Here is a 23,067-nt window from a genome sequence, read left to right on the forward strand (position 1 = left end):
TGTCCCGCACAATTTGAATAGGTGAACGTATAAACCTTGGTTCCAACACAGGCAGGATCTGAACTCTCAGTCATCACAGGACTAACCGCTGCACCACACGCATCTACCACAGTAGGCGCTGTTGGCACAACAGCATCTGACAGACAGCTAACCACAGATGAACCATTTGCCGGTAAGGTAAATTCTGGTACAGGGAAGGTATAGGTATACACCCAGGTCTGGCTGGCCCCGGAACAATCCGTGTAAGTAAACTCATAGGTCTTCGTTCCTCCACAGGAAGGATCTGCACTTACCACAGGAGCAGATGGTACAAGCGTACGTCCGCAATTATCTGTCACAACAGGGGGAACAGGAACCACCGCATCAGCAATACATGCTACTATAGAAGCACCATTGGCTGGAAGCGTGAAGACCGGAGCACTGATCGTGTACGTATAGGTCCATATTTGGCTACCACCCGAACAATCTTCATAAGTGAAAGTATACACTTTAGTACCGATACACTCGGGATCAACACCTTCGGAAACCGTTGGATCGATTATACGACCACAGTTGTCCGTTACAGCAGGAGCGGTTGGAACTACAGCCTCAGCCACACAGGCAACCACAGATCCTCCATTCGCAGGTAAAGTAAATACTGGTGAACTTAAAGTATAGGTATACACCCAATCCTGGGTATTGCCTTCACAATCGGTATAAGTATAAGTGTAGGTCCTTGTTCCCTCACAGGCTGGCTTTGCACTGATCACAGGAGCTGATGGTGTCAATACATTACCGCAGTTATCCGTTACCGTTGGTAACACTGGTGCGATATCCGTCGCATCCGGACAAGCCACTGTTGATCCCGCATCCACAGGATCTACAAAGGGTTCAAACTCCACAGTATAGGTATACACCCAATCCTGGGTATTTCCTTCACAATCAGTATAAGTATAGGTGTAAGTCCTGGTTCCTTCGCAGGTTGGCTTCGCACTGATGACAGGGGCAGATGGTGTCAATACATTACCGCAGTTATCCGTTACCCTCGGTAACACTGGTGCGATATCCGTCGCATCCGGACAAGCCACTGTTGATCCCGCATCCACAGGATCAGCAAAGGGTTCAAACTCCACAGTATAAGTATACACCCAATCCTGGGTATTGCCTTCACAATCAGTATAAGTATAGGTGTACCTCCTTGTTCCTTCGCAGGTTGGCTTCGCACTGATGACAGGGGCAGATGGCGTCAACACCCTGCCGCAGTTATCCGTTACCGTTGGTAACACTGGTGCGATATCAGTAGCATCCGGACAAGCCACTGTTGATCCGGCATCCACAGGATCAGCAAAGGGCTCAAACTCCACAGTATAGGTATACACCCAATTCTGGGTATTTCCTTCACAATCGGTATAAGTATAAGTGTACCTCCTTGTTCCCTCACAGGTCGGCTTCGCACTGATCACAGGGGCAGATGGTGTCAATACATTACCGCAGTTATCCGTTACCGTTGGTAATACTGGTGCGATATCCGTCGCATCCGGACAAGTCACTGTTGATCCGGCATCCACAGGATCAGCAAAGGGCAAACGCTCCACAGTATAGGTATAAATCCAAACTGAAGACAGACCGGAGCAATCCGTGAATGTGTACCTGTAAGTCCTGGTTCCCTCACAACCTGGTTTCACACTTACTTCAGGTGCAGATGGTGTTAATACATTACCACAAACATCTGTAACCACTGGTAATACCGGAGCTATATCGGTAGCATCAGGGCAGGAAACAATTGAACCCGCATTAGCAGGAACAACTGGCGGTGTTATCCGGTCAATTATATAAGTATAAACCCAGTTGCTGAACAATCCTGCACAATCCGTATAAGTAAACGTATAGGTCTTTGTTCCTTCGCATTCCGGATCTTCACTTGATATAACAGTGGGAGTTATAGGCGTTCCACATGCATCATATACCGTGAATGCAGGGGTAGGCTGAACAGCGTCAGCCGGACATTGAACAGTTGATCCCGCATTAGCCGGAACCTGAGGCGGAGCTGTATTGTTTACCGTTATAGTCTGGTCGCAGGTTATTGAATTACCACAAGCATCGGACGCGCGATATCTCCTGGTTATTGTATAACTATTTACGCAATTGGGATCCTGATTACTGATTATATCTTCTATCCAGGTAATCACTGGTTGCGCATCACAAAGATCAGAGGCTGTTCCCCCGGCAGCTATGAACTGGGCATAATTGACAGCAGGTGCAGGAACATCAGATGGACAGCTAACATTCAAGGCCGGAGGACATGAAATATTAGGCGGCGTTTGGTCAATTACTATGATATCTGCTGTAGCGGTGCCGATATTCCCGCACACATCCGTTGCACTGAAAGTAATGGTTCGAACAAGGTTACATGATTGCGAAAAATTCTGATAATTATTTGTTACAGTTAACTGTACACCAGGATCGGTTGCATCTGTTGCTGTTGCTGTTGCAAGCCATGCCTGTATCACAGCCTGAGCATTCGGATCATTACATTCGATAGTAAGTGGTGATGGCGGTATAACAAAAGGATTAGTAAGATCAAATACCACATCAAAGTTGGCAGTATCAGTATTGCACAAAATGCCGCTTTGAATTTCAGTAACAACTACCGAATACTGACCGGCCGCAGTAGGTTTGTAATTTGCGCTACCACTTGAAACCAAACTACCTGCACCATCATACGCATTGAACCATCGGTAATTAAAAATGGAAGAAGCGGGAGTTGTTACAGCCTGCAGGGTTGGGATATTGTTAGGACAAACAAATGGCGGCACTTCAACTGTAACATTAATCGGAGCCAGAACCTGTACAGTCACCTCCTTACAATCAACTATTGGCTGACCATCGCAAAGCAGGCTACTTGGCAGAGTACCACAAACCTTATAAACAATAGATGCAGGGGCATTTGCATCGGGTGTAAAAGTTGGAGTAAGGCAGTCTGTACAGGATAAATAAGATAGCAGGCTTTGATCATTAGGGCTAACAACAGACCAGCTAACAGTATTGGGATCAACGCCTGTGAAAGACAACTGCCCATTACATTTTGCATCTGCCCTTGTTGTCAGGCCTTCCTGTCCGGTCAAACCACTGATGGACCTGATCGAATATTCGTTTTGATTATTTCCCGGCTTACAGAATGTGATGGTATAGAATTGGTTGCCCGCCAAACAGATCGGCTCTCCAACCGGAATTTCCGGTCCACAGTTAATCTGGTAAAACAATGCGCCAGAAGGGGGTGCGCCAGAATAAATGTCGAAGATGATTCCGACAGCATCCTTATCAAGAAATACGTTAAATGAAATACACCTTGGAGGCGGAGGTCCTGTTACGCCGCAACAAAGACCTTCCCTTATCACTTGAGGTGAAATGTACAAGCTATCGGGATTTCCTTCAAGATTCACTGGAAAGAAAGGAACATTTGACTGGCAAACTGTACAGTTGGATACATCATTCACCGTAATCGTCTGCACACAGGTTGAAGTGTTGCCACAGGCATCGGTTGCCTTCCAGGTGCGCAATACGCTGCTTGGACAAAATCCAGGTTTACCTTGAAGACCTGTATATGTTTCGCTAATTAATTCAATGGTAACCGGCCCGCCGCAGTTATCAATAACTGTAATAGTGTTGTTATCAGGAGGGGGTATATCATTCGGTGTATTTACACTAAAATTAGTACAGGTAATTGTTGGCGGGATTATATCATCAACATTGATGGTTTGAGTTCCGGTAGAAGTATTATTATTTACATCAATGGCAGTCCAGGTGCGGGTAATGGTATACCTTCCGGCGCAGTTACCGGCAATTGTTACATCGCTGTAGTTAATTGTGACTGAACCGGAGCAGTTATCGGTAGCCGTTGCCTGTCCGGTATTGGCAGGCAAAATACTCTGTCCGCATTGAATGTTTGCTGTTGCAGGTATTATAAGAACAGGTGCTATTGCATCATTCACTACTACCGTAGTAGTGGTAGAGAATGAAGCACAACCGTTGGCAGCAGTAATTTGGTAGGTTACAGTATAAGTACCTGGTGTTGTAGCATTCGTATTTATATTACCGTTAGAAGCATTAATTATCAGACCGGGAGTAGACGAAAACGTTCCACCTGTTGTGCCTGTTATGGTAACAGGTTTATTCCCGGTATTCGGACAGAAAGGTCCGCCTGCATAGCTAATGGTAGCTGATGGTGCCTGGGTAATTGTAACAGTAGTTGTTGAAACCAGGTTAGCGCATCCTCCCGATCCGGGTTTTGTATAGGTTACAATATAAGTTCCTGCGGCACTGGTTGAAGGAGTGATTGATCCTGTTGATGAACTAATTGTAAGTCCTGGTGAAGATGCAGAGTATGTGCCACCAGAGTAATTGCCGCTACCAGTAAGTGTAACAGGCTGTGGACTGGTTACACTTGTACAAAAAGGTGTGCCAGCATAAGAAATTATAGCAGTGGGTAATTCTGTTATTGTAACTGAAGTAGTGGTACTAACCTGAGCACAACCTCCGGAAGCAGGAATGGTATAGGTTATTGTATAAACACCTGGGGTACTTCCATTGGGTACAAAAGAACCAGTTGTTGAATTAATAGCAAGTCCGGTTGCAGGGGAAACAGAAAATATTCCGCCACTTGTTCCTGACAAAGTAACATTCCTGGCTGTATTATCATTTTCACAGAATGGACCTCCAAGGTAGGTTATGCCAGCAGTTGGAAGTTCTGTTATCGTTACTGTTGTTGTAACGGGTATGGCCGGACAACCACCAGATGCAGGTATGGTATAAGTGATAGTATAGGTGCCCGCTGCGCTGGTACTGGGTGTAATTGCGCCTGTAGCCGGGTTTAGTGCCAGGCCGGCAGGTGATGAAGAATAGGATCCTCCGGTATAGGCGGCGGTTCCTGTTAGAAATACAGGTTGAGCAGTATTCACTGTACGACAGAATGCCGTTGCAGGATAGTTAATTGTAGCGGTAGGAATCGGGGTAACAGAAATTGTAAATGACTGCGATGGTCCAGCACAACTATTGGCTGTAGGTGTTACTGTAATAGTTGCTGTTACTGGAACAACACCAGTATTTGAAGCAATAAATGAAGGTATATCACCAGTACCATTTGCAGCCAGGCCAATGCTGGTATTATTATTAGTCCAGTTATAGGTAGTGCCATTCACAGCACCAGAAAAATTGATAGCAGTTGTTGCAGCAGCACTGCAAAGTATTTGATTTGCAGGATCAACTACAGTAGGTGTCGGGTTTACTGTGATAGTAAATGTCTGCGGAGTGCCGATACAACTATTCGCTGTCGGTGTTACAGTTATGGTGGCAGTGATCGGAGTTGATCCGGTGTTTACAGCAGTGAACGCAGGTATGTTACCAATGCCGCTGGCACCAAGACCAATCGCAGTATTGTCATTGGTCCAGCTATAGGTAGTGCCAGTTACAGCACCCGTAAAACTAACCGCAGCAGTAGATGACCCGTTACATACTGTCTGGTTTGCTGGATCGGTAACCGTTGCAGTCGGGTTTACTGTGATAGTAAATGTCTGCGGAGTGCCGATACAACTATTCGCTGTCGGTGTTACCGTAATGGTGGCAGTGATCGGAGTTGTTCCGGTATTGGTGGCAGTGAACGCAGGTATGTTACCAGTCCCGCTGGCACCAAGACCAATCGCAGTATTGTCATTGGTCCAGCTATAGGTAGTGCCAGTTACAGCACCCGTAAAACTAACCGCAGCAGTAGATGACCCGTTACATACTGTCTGGTTTGCTGGATCGGTAACCGTTGCAGTCGGGTTTACTGTGATAGTAAATGTCTGCGGAGTGCCGATACAACTATTCGCTGTCGGTGTTACCGTAATGGTGGCAGTGATCGGAGTTGATCCGGTGTTTACAGCAGTGAACGCAGGTATGTTACCAGTGCCGCTGGCACCAAGACCAATCGCAGTATTGTCATTGGTCCAGCTATAAGTAGTGCCAGTTACAGCACCCGTAAAACTAACCGCAGCAGTAGATGACCCGTTACATACTGTCTGGTTTGCTGGATCGGTAACCGTTGCAGTAGGGTTTACTGTGATAGTAAATGTCTGCGGAGTGCCGATACAACTATTCGCTGTCGGTGTTACCGTAATGGTGGCAGTGATCGGAGTTGTTCCGGTGTTTACAGCAGTAAAGGAACCGATATTACCAGTGCCACTTGCTGCCAGGCCAATACCTGGAGTATTGTTTGTCCAATTATATACAGTGCCAGTTACAGCACCCGTAAAACTAACCGTAGCAGTAGATGACCCGTTACATACTGCAAGATCCGCAGGGTCATTTACAGTGGGGACAGGATTAACAGTAACCAGCGAACTCCCCGTTATATCACCAGTCAGGGCCGAACAACCAAAATTATTCGTCAGGCTGGTTACAGGATAAGATTGGGTTGCCGTCGGAAATACCGGGTAAGAAAATGGTGAACTTATATTTGCCCGCGGACTGCCATCCAACTCAAAATTAAATGTTGAGCCACCCGTAAACGTAATATTGATATTTGTTGATTGGCCTGCGCAAATGACAGCATCACCCACACTCAACACCGCAGTTGGCCTGGGATTTACAGCAATAGTTACATTATTGGAAAACGCAGAGCAGGTAGTAGCCCCATCAACCAGGGTTGCAACACGGCGATAAATTGTGGTTGAACTCAATACCGGCACATCATAATCCGGTGAAACGGCACCCGTAATATCTGTCCAACTGGTCCCGTCCGGCGACGATTGCCATTGATACGTGATGGTGTTTAACGGAATGCCCGATTCTGTCGCCGGAGTATTTACATTGAACTGCCCGGGATCTTCACCGGCGCATATTGTGGCTGTATTACCCCCTATTGTTCCACCGAGAATCGGACAACCAACTACAATTGGTTTTTTATTATTCCCAAACCCAACCTCACCCCCACCCGCAAACGCAAATGCAGATGCGTAAAACACCTGCAAAAACAATAGTAAGAGGAACGGAAAATTCAACTTCCGGCTCCTAACATTGCGGTTAGAAATAGGTCTTTCTAGGTTTAAGGTCATTCCTGGTTTTTTCATATCAATGAACTCCGGTTCATTGATAATGTGGATCTGGATATATAATAATCACCCCTGTTCTTGCTTCACATCACTACTTCTATTGTTCAAAAAAGCAGCATTTTCCTCCTGATAATTAATCTGAACAAATTATAATATAATAAAAGATACCGGCTTTTTCAAAAAATATACCAGCCATCTTTCAGGCACAAACCAGCTCTACTTCAAAATTTGATACCTGGGTTGCTTACCAGTAATCGGCAATAGATTCTTGTTGAAATACTCCCTTAAAAACCCAGGCTGCAGAAAACCCGGACTAAATCCATATGATGGATCTATGAAATATCGGTGGAGCATCAGACAGAAATGCCAGTTCTGGTTTCAGTCTTAATGGGGTAGTTCTCGGATTACTCATCAATAACGCCCATGAATAATTTTTATTATATAAATAAAAAAAGCCTCCGTTTGGAGGCTCTTTTTAATTCATACAACTATTTCCACCACTGTTCAGGCTGAAAATCGGCCTGAATCCAGGTATAACTATTTATTCATAGTATTCTTCGCTTCAATACTCAGCGTAGCATGCGGCACAGCGCGCAAACGGGCCTTGTCAATCAGCTTACCGGTTACGCGGCAGATGCCATAGGTCTTGTTCTCAATGCGCATCAGGGCTTTCTCCAGGTGATCAATAAAAGTGATCTGGCGACTTGCCATCTGGGCCAGTTGCTCACGCTCCATACTCACACTGCCGTCTTCCATGGTCATATAACGGCTTTCGCTCTCGTCCCCTCCCATTTCATCCTTACGCGTGATCAACCCCTGAAGGTAAGCCAGCTCTTTTTTGGCAGCATCCAGCTTCTTATTGATGAGCTCTTTGAATTCTACCAATTCACCATCACTATATCGCATTGTCGGCCCGGAAGGAATCGGATTGTCCTGGTCCAGCACACTTTTCGTAAAGTCAGGATTATAAGGTTTCACAGTTTTCGTTTTAATTTCTGGCATCACCACCTTGGATGGTCTTTTCTCCGGAGGAGGTGCCGGTTTTTTGATTGGTATCGGTGTGGTCTGTTTACTGTCGTCCTTAACAACAGCGGGCCTGGCCGTAACAGATTTGGATACCGCTTTAATAGTTTTTACAGGGGCAGATTTACCAGCCGCTGCTTTCCCACCGTTGGCGGAGGTTTTGGCAGGGGCAGCTTTTACTTCAGCAACCCTTTTTGCGGGTTCTTCTTTTTTAATTACAGGTTTTGACGGCGCAGGGGCAGCTTTTTTCGGTGCAGGCACATCAGCCTTTTTAACCGGTGCTACAGCCTTGCCTGCCTTTGACGGCGGTACAGCAGCTTTAGAAGCTTTGGCAGCAGGTTTGATGGGCTTCGCCGACCTGGCAGGCGCAGGGGCTGCCTTGGATGCAGTCTTTTTATCCGGCGTTGCAGCCTTTTTTGCCACTGGCTTGGCAGCCGCCTTTTTGGCTGGCGCCGGGGCCGGTTTGGCAGAGGCTGTATGCTTTGCCGGAGCAACCTTTTTCGCCGCAGTAGCCGAGGCTTTCGCGGTTCCACCCGCTTTAGTCTTGGCGGAAGCGGAGGCCTTTTTGTTTGTTGCCATATTTCTTCCTTTTATCCGGTGATGAATTTTTCTTTTATCAGGATCGGGTCGCTTTTTCCACCCAAACTTTCACAGATTGCTCATTCACTTCAATCGCCATCGCCTCTTCTCCCATAGTATCAACCAGTTCCAAACCGTCTGCCAGGACCTCCGCCTTAATATAAGACGAAAACTGGCGGATCGATTCAGCAAGATTGCCTGCTTCTGCCAGCTTCACCAGGATTCGGTCGGTCAGCTCATAGCCGTTGTCCTTCCGGATCTTCTGGATCCTGTTCACCAATTCCCTTGCATTACCTTCCTGCTCCAGCTCAGGAGTAACCGTTACATCCAGTGCAACCGTTAAGGCCCCTTTCGAACTCACCATCCAGCCGGGAATATCCTCACTGGTTATTTCAACCTCATGGATTTGTAATATTAAGGGTTCGCTATCAAATTCCAAAGAATATGAACCTTCTTTTTCCAGCTTTGAAATGGCTTCCTGGTCAAATTCCGCAATCGCTGCACTCACCGCTTTCATTTTTCCACCCAATCGCTTACCCAGGGCCTGGAAATTGGGTTTGATCTTTTTCTTGATGAAACCATCCGCGTCTGTCAGGTACTGAACCTCCTTCACATTGACCTCAGATTTCACCAGGTCCGCCACTTTTTCCAGCTGCTCCCTCATAGCAGGATTCAAAACAGGGATCAATATCCGCTGCAAGGGCTGCCTTACCTTGATATTTACCTTCTTGCGCAGCCCTAGCACCAATGAAGACGCATCCTGGGCCAGTTGCATCCGCTCTTCAAGGGCGGGATCCATCTTTGTTCCATCTGCAACAGGGTATAATACATGGTGAACGGATGTCTCGGCATAACGGCCCGTTACCGCATTCAGGTTACCAAATAACCAGTCCGCAAAGAATGGCGATACCGGGGCTATCAGGCGCGTTATGGTTTCCAGGCACTCATACAGGGTCTGGTAGGCCGCTATCTTGTCTGCGGAATAGTCTCCCTTCCAGAACCGGCGACGGCAAAGCCTTACATACCAGTTACTGAGGTGTTCATCCACAAAATCTTCCACCAAACGACCCGCAATGGTCGGTTCATAATCGTCAAATGCCACCGTCACATCCTTCACCAGCGTATTCAGTGAGGAGAGTATCCAGCGGTCAATTTCAGGCCTCTCCGACAAGGGTATATAGGCCTCCCTGAAGGCAAACCCGTCTACATTGGCATAAAGGGCAAAAAACTGATAGGTATTATATAAGGTACCAAAGAATTTACGCTGAACTTCCTTGATCCCTTCCAGGTCAAATTTCAGGCTGTCCCAAGGGGATGCATTGGTAATCAGGTACCACCTGGTGGCATCAGCCCCATAGGTTTCAATGGTCCTGAACGGGTCCACCACATTACCCAGACGCTTACTCATCTTGTTGCCGTTCTTGTCAAGTACCAGCCCGTTGGACACAACGGTCTTATAGGCTACACTATCAAACAACAAAGCCCCCAACGCATGCAGTGTATAGAACCATCCCCTTGTCTGATCCACCCCTTCACAAATAAAATCAGCCGGGAAATTCTGGTCAAAAGGTGCATTGAATGGTTTGTCGGATCCGGCTTTCAACTTTTCCTGGTCCAGCCCCCATTGTGCATAGGGCATGGCCCCGCTGTCGAACCAAACATCGATCAGGTCCGGTTCGCGATGCATTGGCTCCCCCTTAGAGCTTACCAGCACCACCTCATCTACATAAGGTTTGTGCAGGTCAAGGATACCATTATGCAGGTAATTTTTATTCACTTCACCACCAAGCACTTCGCCGGCCTTGCGGATCTCCGAATTAAGTTCCTCTATTGAGCCGATACATTTTTCTTCAGCGCCGTCAGCAGTGCGCCAGATGGGCAGGGGCGTTCCCCAGTAACGGCTCCGGCTCAGGTTCCAGTCAACCATGTTTTCCAGCCAGTTTCCAAAGCGGCCCTCGCCGGTGGCCTTTGGCTTCCAGTTGATGGTCCTGTTCAGTTCCACCATCCTGTCCTTTATTGCAGTGGTTCTGATGAACCAGGCATCCAGGGGATAATACAATACCGGCTTGTCAGTCCTCCAGCAATGCGGGTAACTGTGTTCGTATTTTTCTACCTTAAAGGCCCGGTTCTCCTTCTTCAGTTTTACGCTGATGTCGATATTGACGTCCACATAATTTGCATCGTCCTTGTAATTCTTTACATAACGATTGCTGAATTCGCCAAGGCCGTCAACAAACTTACCTTCACGATCCACCATTGTCAGGATTCCAATGCCATACTTCTTACCCACTTTATAGTCATCCGCTCCGAATGCCGGCGCCGTATGTACGATACCGGTACCGTCTTCTGTGGTTACAAATGTGTCACACAATACCCTGAATGGATCCCCTCCTGCCTTCTCTGCACTGTTTGCTTCATAAGGGAGTAACTGTTCATAACGGCAATGCTCAAGTGTTTTTCCCTTGCACTCCGCAATGATTTCCCAGGGAAGCAGTTTGGTTTCAGCAGTATAACCCTCAAAGTCGCCATTCTCCCCTTCCGGCTTGAAATACTTACCCAGCAAGGATTTTGCCAGCACAACATTTACCGGAAGGTGCGTATACGGATTGAATGTCTTTACCAGTACATAATCTATATTCGGTCCAACGGTCAGGCCCAGGTTGGATGGCAGGGTCCAGGGTGTGGTTGTCCATGCGAGGAAAAACACTTCTGGTGAAGACTGATCGCTGCCGGTTGAAGTCTGATTAGCGGCATCAAAAAGGAACTGACTTTCCGAATTTTCAATAACCTTGAACATCGCAACGGCAGAGGTATCCTTTACATCCTTATAGGTACCGGGCTGATTCAGTTCATGTGAACTGAGTCCGGTTCCTGCAGCCGGAGAATAGGGTTGGATGCTTACACTTTTATATAATAATCCCTTTTCATGCAGTCGCTTCAACAGCCACCAGAGGGTTTCAATGTATTCATTCTGAAATGTGATATAAGGATCGTTCAGGTCAACCCAGTAACCCATTTTATTGGTGAGGTCATCCCATTTGTCTTTGAAGCGTAATACGGCTTCACGGCATTTCTGGTTGTACTCCTCTACACTGATAGTTTTTCCAATGTCTTCCTTGGTGATGCCAAGTTCCTTCTCCACACCCAATTCTATAGGCAGACCATGGGTATCCCAACCACCCTTTCTTTTTACCTGGTACCCCTGCATGGTCTTATAGCGGCATACCAGGTCTTTAAGGGTCCGCGAAATAACGTGATGGATTCCGGGCATTCCATTGGCACTTGGAGGTCCCTCATAAAACACAAATGGAGTGGCGCCTTCCCTGATCGAAACACTATGTTCAAAAGCCTGGTGTTCGGTCCATTTGGCCAGGATCTCTGTTTCGATGGAGGGCAAATTCAACTGTTGAAACTCACGATACTTCGCTGCCATATATAAAAACGCTGATTCTTAAGGACTTATAAAATCGATATTTCGAAATAGACGCGAAGTTACTGAAATTCCGCGGCAACCGGATGGATTAGGGTGCTGGCCGCGTTCGTAATCACACGCTGCCCCTGGTGAAATATTTCGTTGCAGTTTTACGAGTACCGATTCGTAGATAAACCAACGGTGATGGTTAAACGGATAAATTTCAAAGAAAATCTGTTAAAAAACTCATTTACAGCCTTTAAGAGGGATTGACTTTTCCACATTTTCGGCGTTTGGCATAATTTCTGAAACTATTTATCCAAAGAACGCAACGAAATTAATGGTGATCAGGTCACCTTAAAAATACTCCGGAATTATACCGGAAAACTATCTACGGTTTAGGGTTTAGGGGTTAAAATAGGGGGTTGTCTAGCCCCCTTCCTCTTTTTATGCGTCTGACGCGCGTCTGACGTACGTCAGACGCGCGTCAGACGCATAAAAACGCCCGGCTTTCGCCAGGCGCCAGATATAACGGTTCTTCAAATGTCTTAAAACACTATATCAATCCCCGCAGTTACAAAAGCCGGCAGCCCCACTTTAATTCCTTCAGGACGCCTGCTGGCGATATACCGGTTATCACCCAGATTTTTGGCACAGACACTCAGGGTAATATTCCTGCTCGGAAACTGATACCAAACACTGGCATCAAATAAAAACCTGGCATCAATCTTACCGATACGTCCATTGGCAGTTGGCAGCTCAGTATTCAGTTCATCCGAATATTGCTCCGTCACATAATTTCCCAGCATTCTCAGCCCCCAGCCTTTTTTTGCCTCAAACCCAATCGAACCATTCCAGATAAAGGAAGGCGCATAGGGCAGCTTGTTATCCCTTACATTAACCTTGTCACTGCCACTTTCAATGAATCGGTCTTCCACATAACGACTATCTACAAACGTAAAATTATTCCCAACTGTCAGCGAATGCTCCCAACCAAAAGCTTTTCCCAGGTCAAGCTGCAAGGCGCCTTCCAGCCCTTTATGCAGGGTACGTCCGCCATTGGCCAACCCGGTTGCATTGGAATTGCCACTTGACTGTGAAACAGGTATGATCTGGTTACCAAAACTCATGGCGAAAAATGTCAACTCACCACTGACCCACTCATTATTATTATATCGCATACCCAGTTCGTAATTCCAGCTGCTTTCTTCATCCAGCTGAATCGCCATACCGGTTGATGTGATCGCATCCTTGGTACGCGGAGGTGCAAACCCTTTATGCACCCCGCCAAAAATAGTGATGTCATCATGAAGCAGGTAAGAAAAACCGGCACCGGGAATTATCCCAAATACCTTATCCTTTGCAACCACATTTGTATCTGCTACAACCGTAGTTCCGTTTACAGAAAAACGACCGCGAAGAATTCTGCGCGCATAATCAAAATGCTCCATCCTTACACCCGCATTGATGGTTAATCTTTCTGTCAGGTTCAGTTCATCCTGTAAATAAGCACTGAGGGCATTGCCACTGCGAACCTCGTTATCGCGCAGGTCACCTGCTGTTGCATCGGCCTTTTTCCCAACGATAAACTGCTCGTTTGCTTTCTCATATAAAAACCGAACACCTGTCTGGAGTTTATTTTCCTTTCCGGCAATCATTCCTTTTACTACCAGCCTGGGTTCCACCCCCGCTACCTCAAATTGCCTGTTCCGGTGCCCATTGCTGTTCTGCATAAATAAGGCCCCGCCCGGCACAGAAGGATCGCCCCACACTTCACCGGTTTGGTTTGTCGCAGCCGGATTGGAGCTGAAATTCTGCCTCTGCCAGTTGCGGGTGGTAGTGTAGGCAAATGCCGTGGTCTGAAGGCTTGCCCTTTCCGTAAACTTATACTGGTGGGTTACACTGAAATTATACCTGCGGACCGGCAAACGGTCATGGGGTGCTATCCGGGCATAATCTGTCCCCCCCTGGTCCCACATTGTTTGTGTCAGCCCAACATAGGTTGAATTGGATATCTCATCATAAAAACCCAGTTTCATCCCGACACTTCCTTTTTCGCTTAGTTTAACCCTGACTTTAGCACTCACATCATTAATGCGAAACCAGGTGGGACCAATATTATCTGCCTGTTTGCGCAGGACGCTCACAATGAATCCGACATTGCCGACGGTATTACCATAACTGGCATAGCCTGAAAAAAATCCGCCCTGCCCGCCTTTGATCCGCAACTCCGTTTTTTCTTTCTCCGGCGGGTCGGCAGTAATCAAATTCACCACTCCCCCGATTGTCTGCGGACCAAACATCACCTGGCCGCTTCCTTTCAGCACTTCAATATTTCTTACCTTATCAATAACAGGAGTGAAATACATTTCCGGCTCGCCATAAGGATTCAATGCCACAGGTACGCCGTCTTCCAGCATCAGCAGATTACGGCTCCTGTCCGGGTCAAGCCCCCTTACCCCAATATTTATCCTGAGCCCGGCTCCTTCCTCATCCACCACATTCAATCCGGGTACCCTTTTCATCACATCATTGCCGCTAACCGGCGCCATCTGCCGGATATCCTTAAAGCGTAACACCGAAACCGAGCCGGGAACTTTACTTAACAATTTATCCTTATATCCTACCACCAGAACCTGGGGCATGTCCTGCCTGAAAGCCCCGGTATCCTCCCCTTTCTGTGCAACGGCCGCAATCGACCATCCAAATACCAAAAACGACAATAAAGTAATTTTTCTCATAAAACACTATTCGGACGCAAAACTCGCTCTGTATCACCTGTGTCAGTTTACGCAATCAGGAAAAAGGACTTACGCAATCAGGAAAAACAAACCAACCTGACAGTTCCATGACATTGCGATGATAAATTGATTAAAATCATAAAGCCCAATTGCAGAAGTCAATCCACGCCCCTGCCAACTGCTATTATTTTGCCCCTTAATAAAACTGAAATATGATAAGCCAGGGACTACTGGAGAAATATAACCTGCCCGTGCCACGTTACACGAGCTACCCGACGGTGCCTAATTGGAAGGATGAGATCGACCCGGCAGAATGGGCAAAAAATTTTGCGCAGCAATTCCAGGTACACAACCAAAAGGAAGGAATCAGCCTCTACATCCACCTGCCCTTCTGCGAATCACTCTGCACTTATTGCGGCTGCAATAAAAAAATCACCACTAACCACCATGTGGAAGGGGAATATATCAAGGCAGTGGTTCGTGAATGGCGTCTCTACCTGCAGATGATGCCGGAGAAACCCGTCATCCGCGAATTGCACCTGGGGGGCGGAACACCTACTTTTTTCTCCCCCGCCAACCTGCATAAATTGCTTTCCACTATCCTTCAATTTGGCGTCATCCATCCCGATCATTCTTTCAGCGTGGAAGGCCATCCCAACAATACTACCCGGGAACACCTGCAGGTACTCTACGATCTCGGCTTCCGCCGGGTTAGCTACGGGGTGCAGGACAATGATCCAACTGTCCAGTTTATCATCAATCGCATTCAGCCTTTTGAAAATGTTGCCAGGGCTACCGCGATGGCCAGAGAAATCGGTTATACTTCAGTGAACTTCGACCTGATCTATGGCCTCCCCAGGCAAACCCTGGAAAGCATGGAACGAACACTGGATCAGGTTATTTCTCTGAAACCAGACAGGGTAGCTTTTTACAGCTACGCACATGTACCCTGGACCAGCCGCGGACAAAGGCTGTTCGACGAAAAAGACCTGCCTTCTGCTGATCTCAAAATGCAATTATACCGTCTCGGAAAATTCCACTTCGCCATGAACGGATACAGCGATATCGGAATGGACCATTTTGCACTTCCCTCAGATGAATTGTACAGGGCCAGATATGGTTCAGTAACTGAAACAACCAACCAGCCAAGGTTGCACCGGAATTTTATGGGTTATACCACACAGGCAACTTCCATGCTGATAGGTCTGGGCGTATCAAGCATCAGTGATATCGGTAATGCATATGCGCAAAATAAAAAAACCATCAGGGAATATTATGCCGCCATCGAAGCAGGTAAACTGGCCGTAACCAAAGGATATTTTCTGACTACTGAAGATGAGGTGTTTAAACAATACATACTGGACATCAGTTGCAGGGGCACCGCAGCATTCGATCCCGCTCACCTTCCCCTGCTGGAAGCCTTCAGCTTTCCTCTGCTGCATTCCCTCGCGGCCGATGGCCTGGTTGCCTGGGATTACAGTGGATTGTCGGTAACCAAAAAAGGACACCATTTTATCAGGAATATCTGCAGTGCATTTGACCTGCATTTACAAAGAAAAAATAAATCCGGTGTCAATCAACTGTTCAGCAAAGCCATTTAATCTCTTATGAGCATGCCGGTTCAATTTGTATCTTGCACCAAATGGCGCCCTGGTTAAAAGGCCACCAAAGAACATTCTTATCACCAGTTGAATTCCTGATTCCCCATGCCGGAAAAAAAGATTTTTGTAACTAAGATGTCGGGCGAGATGGCAGAATTTGATGAGCAAAAACTCAGAAATTCCCTGATGCGTTCCGGCGCAGCAGAGAAAGAAGTTGAAACCATCATCGATCAGGTGAATGCTTCTCTTTTTGAGGGCATGTCAACCAGGGCCATCTATAAAATTGCATTCTCCCTGTTGCGAAAAAAATCACGACCGGCAGCCTCCCGATATAAACTGAAAAAAGCCATTTTTGAACTGGGTCCCACGGGATTCCCTTTTGAAAAATATATCGGCGAACTGATGAAATTCCAGGGATATAAAATTTCGGTAGGTAACATAATCGCCGGCAATTGCGTAAACCATGAAGTTGACATCCTGGCAGAACTGGAAGACAGTTATTTCATGGTGGAATGTAAGTTTCACCATGAACAGGGACAGTTCTGCAGCGTGAAAATCCCCCTGTACATCCAGGCAAGATTTACAGACATCATTGCAAACTGGCTCAAACAAACAGGAGACGGGGAGAAGAAGCACAGGGGCGGACTGGTTACCAATACCCGGTTTTCTGCGGACGCACTCGCCTATGGAGAATGTATGGGACTGTTAATGATCAGCTGGGACTACCCCGCTAATAACAGCCTGAGACACAATATCGACAAATACAAGCTTTACCCGGTAACCAGTTTAATGTCTATCACCAACCACGAGAAAAAATCGTTACTCGAAAAAGGGATCATCCTGAGCAAATCCATCATCGGCCAGGAGCAGATACTGACCGAATTGAATATTTCGGAAGAAAGAATCAGCAGAATTATCAGGGAAGCAAAAATCCTTTGCGAGTAAATCCCGGCCAGAAATCATATAAGTTTCCCCGGAAATTTTGTAAATTATATGGTTGAATTAACTCTACTTTTGTAGCTGCTTCCTTTCATGAAAAAGATTCTGGTAGCCATATTAACCTTTGTTTATTTCACCGCCACCACAGGCGCAACAGTTCAGTTGCATTACTGTATGGGAAAACTGGTGGATTGGGGCCTGGCTGATAATGAATCGAAACATTGTGCTAATTGTGGCATGGATAAAACAGTTGGCCAGGACAATGGCTGCTGCAAAGACGAAGTAACCCAGATAAGTATAGAAAAGGACCAGAAGACGGTCCAGACTTTCTACCAGTTGATGCAGGTTACCTTATCAGAATTGCCGGTTGCTTTTTATGAATTACCCGCAGCCACCATTCCTTCCCTTGCGGAAGAAAAGCCTGTAAGCAATGCCCCGCCCCGACACACCGGCATTGAACTGCATATCCGTAATTGTGTTTTCCTGATCTGATTCCTGTTAAGTTGTAGCGCCCGGGCAAAATTCTGCCGGGCTATCTGCATTTCCATCATCCGGGCTCACGGAACATCGTTATCAAATTAACCTATCAAACAAATTTTTTATGAACAAGCTCATATATGGCCTGATCATCCTTACTGCTATTGTATTCACTTCCTGCAACGACCATAAAAATACATCTCATGAAGACCACCATTCCAGTCATTCAGGTGACAGTTCCACACCTCATGCAGCAGCAACCGAAACGCATGAAATAAAAATAATTCCGGTTTTATTTAAAAATACAGACCCGGTAATTTCTTCTGCCCTGGAAACAATTACCGGGAATTACCTAACCATCAAGAACGCACTGGCATCAGATAACCCGGTTGAAGCGGCCGCTGCGGCAAAATCACTTTCGGAAAATCTTGCTGGTATTGACAAATCAAGATTTTCAGCAGAACAGAAATCAGCCTTCGACAAATCGGAACAAGGCTTGAGCGAACATGTTGTTCAGATCACTACCAGTGCCGGCGATATCAAAGGGCAACGCAATCATTTATCCTGTTAAGTAACTCTTTCTACGAGCTGGTCAAAAATTTTGGCGGTGGCCGCACCCTCTATCATGCGCACTGTCCCATGGCCAATAATAACCAGGGAGCCCTATGGCTCAGCGAATCCATGGAAATAAAAAATCCCTATTTCGGTTCTGAAATGCTTACCTGCGGTTCAATTGAAGAACAGATTCAATAATTACAACCAAAAATCATGGTTCAGAAATTAATAGAGTTGTCGCTGCGTAACAGGTTCATCGTGCTGCTGCTGGCAGCAGGCCTGTTTGCCTGGGGCATTTATTCTATCAGGCAAAACCCGATCGACGCCATCCCTGACCTGAGCGAAAACCAGGTAATCGTATTTACCGAATGGATGGGACGCAGCCCCCAGGTCATTGAGGACCAGGTTACCTTCCCACTGGTAAGCAACCTTCAGGGCATCCCAAAGATCAAAAACATCCGGGGATCTTCCATGTTCGGCATGAGTTTCGTGTATGTCATTTTCGAAGACAATACCGATATCTACTGGGCCCGTACCCGCGTACTGGAAAGATTGAATTTCGCGCAGCGGCTCCTTCCCCAGGGAGTAACCCCCAGCCTGGGTCCCGACGGTACAGGTGTAGGACATATTTACTGGTATCACCTGGATGCCCCGAAAATGGATCTCGGCGAACAAAGGGCATTACAGGACTGGTACATCAAATTCGCGTTGCAAACGGTGCCCGGTGTGGCAGAAGTAGCATCCTACGGTGGATTTGAAAAGCAATACCAGTTGGTAGTTGATCCGGTGAAGCTGCAGTTCTATAACATCTCCCTGATGGATGTCATGAACAAAATAAAAGCCAATAACAATGATGTGGGTGGAAGGAAATTTGAGATGAGCGATATGGCCTATATCATCCGCGGCCTCGGATATATTAAGAATATTGAAGACGTTGAAAGCATTGCCCTTGGAAATTACAATGGTATCCCGGTAAGGGTAAAAGATATCGGCAGTGTTCAGATGGGTGGAGATCTTCGGCTAGGCATCTTCGATATGGATGGAAAGGGAGAGGTTGTCGGGGGCATTGTGGTGATGCGCTATGGTGAAAATGCCGACAAGGTAATCCGTAACATCAAAATCAAAATGGCGGAAGTGGAAAAAGGACTGCCGGAAGGCGTAAGTTTTAAAACCTCCTACGACCGCAGCACCCTTATCGGTGAGGCTATTGAATCCATAAAAGGTTCATTGATCGAGATCATGATATCGGTTTCCATCGTGGTGCTGCTGTTCCTTTTTCACTGGCGCAGCGCGCTTGTCATCCTCATCCAGTTACCCATCTCCGTGGCCATCGGTTTTATCCTGCTGGAGGCCTTTGGCATTTCCTCCAACATCATGTCCCTGACCGGAATTGCGCTTGCCATCGGAGTAGTGGTAGATGACGGCATCGTAATGGTTGAAAATGCGTACAGGCATCTCAGTGAGGCCCAATCAGAAAAAACAACTTCAACTCCTTAAATCCACACTATGACTAAGTGGTTTAAAAATAATAAGGATCCCCTGTCGGGTGAAGAACGACTGGGGATCATAGAAAAATCATCCAGACAGGTCGGGCCCGGGGTTTTTTATTCGACCATTATTGTAGTTACTTCTTTCCTGCCCGTTTTCCTGCTGACCGGAATGGAAGGAAAACTGTTTCATCCGCTGGCCTGGACAAAAACCTTTATCCTGCTGGTTGATGCTGTGCTGGCCATTACCCTGACCCCGGTGCTGATTTCATTTCTCTTGAAAGGCCGCATGAAACCGGAAAATGCCAACCCCATTACCAGGACACTTGAAAAAGTATATACCCCCATCCTGACATGGTGCCTGAAATGGAGGAAAACGGTCATTGGTATTAATATCCTGGCCCTGGCTACAGGCATCATCATGATGACCCGCCTTGGTTCTGAATTCATGCCACCACTCGATGAAGGCTCACTCCTGTTCATGCCTGTGACCCTGCCCGATGTTTCCAATGCGGAAGCCAAAAGATTACTCCAGGTGCAGGACAAACTGATCCGCAACCTGCCCGAAGTTTCGCATGTACTGGGAAAAGCAGGCCGCGCCAATACAGCCACCGACAACTCCCCCATCAGCATGATCGAAACCATCATCCTGCTGAAACCCAAACAGGAATGGAGAGCCGGACTTACCAAAAACGACATCATTAACGAGCTTAATGCAAAAATGCAGATACCAGGCGTAACCAATGGCTGGACGCAACCCATCATCAACCGCATCAACATGTTATCTACCGGTATCAGAACGGATGTAGGTTTAAAAGTTTATGGACAAAACCTTGATTCCATTTATGCCTTTGCACAAACCATCAAAAACCAGCTACAGGGTATTGATGGCATCAAGGACCTTTATGTGGAACCCATCACCGGAGGCAGGTATATCGATATTACCATTCGCCGCCATGAGATTGGCCGATACGGGTTAAGCGTGGATGATGTAAATGCCGTGATTGAAAGCGCACTTGGCGGAATGAAGCTTACCACCACCATCGAAGGCCGGCAAAGATTTTCGGTTAATGCCCGTTATGGACAGGATTTCAGAAATAACCTGGAATCATTAAAACGGTTGCAGGTGCAGACCATGGACTTTGGCCCTGTTCCCCTGGAGGCTGTGGCTGATATAAAACTCAACGATGGCCCTCCTATGATCAATTCTGAAAATGCCATGCTGAGGGGAACCGTATTATTCAATGTTCGCGAGCGGGATCTTGGCAGCACCGTACAGGAGGCCCAGGAAAAACTGAACCAGATGATCACCCGCCTGCCCAAAGGTTATTTCCTGGAATGGAGCGGACAATGGGAAAACCAGATCAGGGCCAACCGAACCCTTACCATGATCCTGCCAATTGTAATCGTCATCATCTTCCTGGTACTCTATTTCACCTACCATTCCTTCAAAGAAGCAATGGTAACCATGATAACCGTACCATTCGCCCTGATAGGCGGCATATTCATGGTGTATTTCTACGGAGTCAATCTGTCTGTTGCAGTGGCAGTTGGCTTTATCGCCCTCTTCGGAATGGCCATAGAAACCGCCATGCTGATGACCATCTACCTGAATGAAGCGATGGAGAAAATGGTGGCGAAATACGGCAACAACAAGTCAGCATTGACCCCAGCGATTATTCGCGCATACGTTCTGGAAGGTTCCGTGAAACGCCTTCGGCCAAAACTGATGACGGTATCAGTCGGACTCTTCGGGCTGATCCCCATCCTGTGGGCCACCGGAGTCGGAAGCGATATCATGCGCCCCATTACCATCCCATTGATCGGCGGAACTATCAGTTCTACCATCTACGTACTGTTGATAACACCCGTTGTTTTTGAAATGATAAAAGAACGGGAATTAAAAAGAAAAGGAAAAATTGATTTGATCGATGTCAAAGAATAAAACCATTCCGGCTTTGTTGCTGAGTTTTCTCGCAATTACCGGTAAAGCACAAACGCTGAGCATTGATTCCATCCTGGACAGTATTGCCACTGCACACCCATCTGTTAAGATGTATGATGCCGAGATCAGTTCGATGGATGCCGCCGCGAAAGGGGCCCGTTCCTGGATGCCACCGGAAGCAGGCGCAGGGCTTTTCATGGCCCCTTACAATCCAAAACTCATGCGCAAGGACGGCGATATGAAGGGCATGGGTTCCTTTATGTTAAGCGGACAGCAGATGTTTCCGAATAAAAAGAAACTGGATGCCGATGAAGCCTATATGACCCAAATGTCATCCGTAGAAAAAGAGAACAAAAAAGCAACACTCAATGAATTGTATTCCCAGGCGAAACAATCCTACTACGAATGGATCCTGCTGAAAAAGAAAATCGGCGTGCTGGATGAAAACAGAAAACTGCTGGACTTCATGATAAAGAATGCAGAAATCCGGTACAAAAACGGAATGGAAAAGATGAGCGCCTACTACAAAGCCAGGGCGGCCCTGGGCAACCTGGAGAATATGCAGTTGATGCTGGAAAATGAAATAGCCAACAAACGCATCAGGATCAACAGCCTGATGAACAGGCCAACTTCCATTCCATTTGATATTGACACCACCTACACGGTGAGGGATTACCATCCGGGTGATTGGGACACAACAAAATTATCGCAATCCCGCAGCGACTTAAAGGCAATCGACCAGGAGATCAGCCTGGTGTACCTCAAACAGGAAACGGAAAAGCAAAGCCTGAAGCCTCAGTTCGGTATAAAATATGACCACATGTTTGGCTTCGGCGGACAACCCCTGCAGTACAGCCTGATGGGAATGATTAAAATTCCAATGGCCAGGTGGTCGGCAAAAATGGCAAAAGCAAATGTGGAAAGCCTGCACTATAAAGCACAGGCACTGGCTTCCCAAAAACAAATGATGCTGAACGAAATGACCGGCATGGCCTATAATATGTATTCTGAAATAAGCCTGAAAAAAAACCAGCTGCGACTGTATGAAACGAATATCATCCCTGCCCTCAGGAATAATTACCGGACCATGCAATTGGGCTATGAACAGAATACGGAAGAATTGTTCATGTTATTCGATGCCTGGGAATCTTTGAATATGACCCAATTGGACTACCTGGACAAATTGCAGGAATTACTGATGCTCCAGGTTGACCTGGAAAAGATCCTGGAAATAAAATAAC

General features: G+C 46.8%; 9 protein-coding genes and 1 pseudogene. 6 read left to right on the forward strand and 4 right to left on the reverse strand.

Annotation, left to right across the window (positions count from 1 at the left end; genetic code table 11):
• The 4 genes from BC349_RS11390 to BC349_RS11405 all read right to left on the reverse strand — a co-directional run.
• Window positions 1-7,070 (reverse strand): beta strand repeat-containing protein (locus tag BC349_RS11390; protein ID WP_343063687.1); only part of this gene is annotated, 7,070 nt, incomplete at its 3' end.
• A 534-nt stretch (window positions 7,071-7,604) separates the two neighbouring features.
• Window positions 7,605-8,669, reverse strand: coding sequence for a TraR/DksA family transcriptional regulator (locus BC349_RS11395; protein WP_187256898.1), 1,065 nt, complete (start codon window positions 8,667-8,669; stop codon window positions 7,605-7,607).
• Window positions 8,670-8,706: 37 nt separating this feature from the next.
• Window positions 8,707-12,102, reverse strand: a complete 3,396-nt coding sequence (gene ileS, locus BC349_RS11400) for an isoleucine--tRNA ligase (RefSeq protein WP_187256899.1) — start codon at window positions 12,100-12,102, stop codon at window positions 8,707-8,709.
• A gap of 527 nt (window positions 12,103-12,629) precedes the next feature.
• Window positions 12,630-14,822 (reverse strand): TonB-dependent receptor family protein, encoded by a 2,193-nt coding sequence (locus BC349_RS11405; protein WP_187256900.1) that lies wholly within the window; start codon window positions 14,820-14,822, stop codon window positions 12,630-12,632.
• Window positions 14,823-15,034: 212 nt separating this feature from the next.
• Here BC349_RS11405 and hemN point away from each other — a divergent pair, with 212 nt between their 5' ends.
• The 6 genes and pseudogenes from hemN to BC349_RS11440 all read left to right on the forward strand — a co-directional run bounded on the left by hemN (window position 15,035) and on the right by BC349_RS11440 (window position 23,066).
• On the forward strand, window positions 15,035-16,423 hold the full coding sequence (hemN, locus tag BC349_RS11410; RefSeq protein ID WP_187256901.1) for an oxygen-independent coproporphyrinogen III oxidase: 1,389 nt from the start codon (window positions 15,035-15,037) through the stop codon (window positions 16,421-16,423).
• 105 nt (window positions 16,424-16,528) lie between these two features.
• Window positions 16,529-17,368, forward strand: coding sequence for an ATP cone domain-containing protein (locus BC349_RS11415; RefSeq protein WP_187256902.1), 840 nt, complete (start codon window positions 16,529-16,531; stop codon window positions 17,366-17,368).
• 87 nt (window positions 17,369-17,455) lie between these two features.
• Entirely contained in the window at window positions 17,456-17,854 is a 399-nt protein-coding gene (locus tag BC349_RS11420) for an HYC_CC_PP family protein (protein WP_187256903.1), read from the forward strand.
• Between the two features lie 109 nt (window positions 17,855-17,963).
• On the forward strand, window positions 17,964-18,410 hold the full coding sequence (locus BC349_RS11425) for a DUF3347 domain-containing protein (protein WP_187256904.1): 447 nt from the start codon (window positions 17,964-17,966) through the stop codon (window positions 18,408-18,410).
• A gap of 197 nt (window positions 18,411-18,607) precedes the next feature.
• Window positions 18,608-21,826, forward strand: a pseudogene (locus BC349_RS19980) (efflux RND transporter permease subunit).
• Entirely contained in the window at window positions 21,813-23,066 is a 1,254-nt protein-coding gene (locus BC349_RS11440) for a TolC family protein (protein WP_187256907.1), read from the forward strand. The pseudogene BC349_RS19980 and the gene BC349_RS11440 overlap by 14 nt, the downstream one beginning before the upstream one ends.
• The last annotated feature ends 1 nt before the right edge of the window (window position 23,067 follow it).

This window comes from Flavihumibacter stibioxidans (assembly GCF_014332695.1).
GTDB lineage: Bacteria > Bacteroidota > Bacteroidia > Chitinophagales > Chitinophagaceae > Flavihumibacter > Flavihumibacter stibioxidans.

Coding starts and splice junctions, on each gene's coding strand:
- BC349_RS11395 (WP_187256898.1), bottom strand. CDS start 8,669: ATGGCAACAAACAAAAAGGCCTCCGCTTCCGCCAAGACTAAAGCGGGT.
- ileS (WP_187256899.1), bottom strand. CDS start 12,102: ATGGCAGCGAAGTATCGTGAGTTTCAACAGTTGAATTTGCCCTCCATC.
- BC349_RS11405 (WP_187256900.1), bottom strand. CDS start 14,822: ATGAGAAAAATTACTTTATTGTCGTTTTTGGTATTTGGATGGTCGATT.
- hemN (WP_187256901.1), top strand. CDS start 15,035: ATGATAAGCCAGGGACTACTGGAGAAATATAACCTGCCCGTGCCACGT.
- BC349_RS11415 (WP_187256902.1), top strand. CDS start 16,529: ATGCCGGAAAAAAAGATTTTTGTAACTAAGATGTCGGGCGAGATGGCA.
- BC349_RS11420 (WP_187256903.1), top strand. CDS start 17,456: ATGAAAAAGATTCTGGTAGCCATATTAACCTTTGTTTATTTCACCGCC.
- BC349_RS11425 (WP_187256904.1), top strand. CDS start 17,964: ATGAACAAGCTCATATATGGCCTGATCATCCTTACTGCTATTGTATTC.
- BC349_RS11440 (WP_187256907.1), top strand. CDS start 21,813: ATGTCAAAGAATAAAACCATTCCGGCTTTGTTGCTGAGTTTTCTCGCA.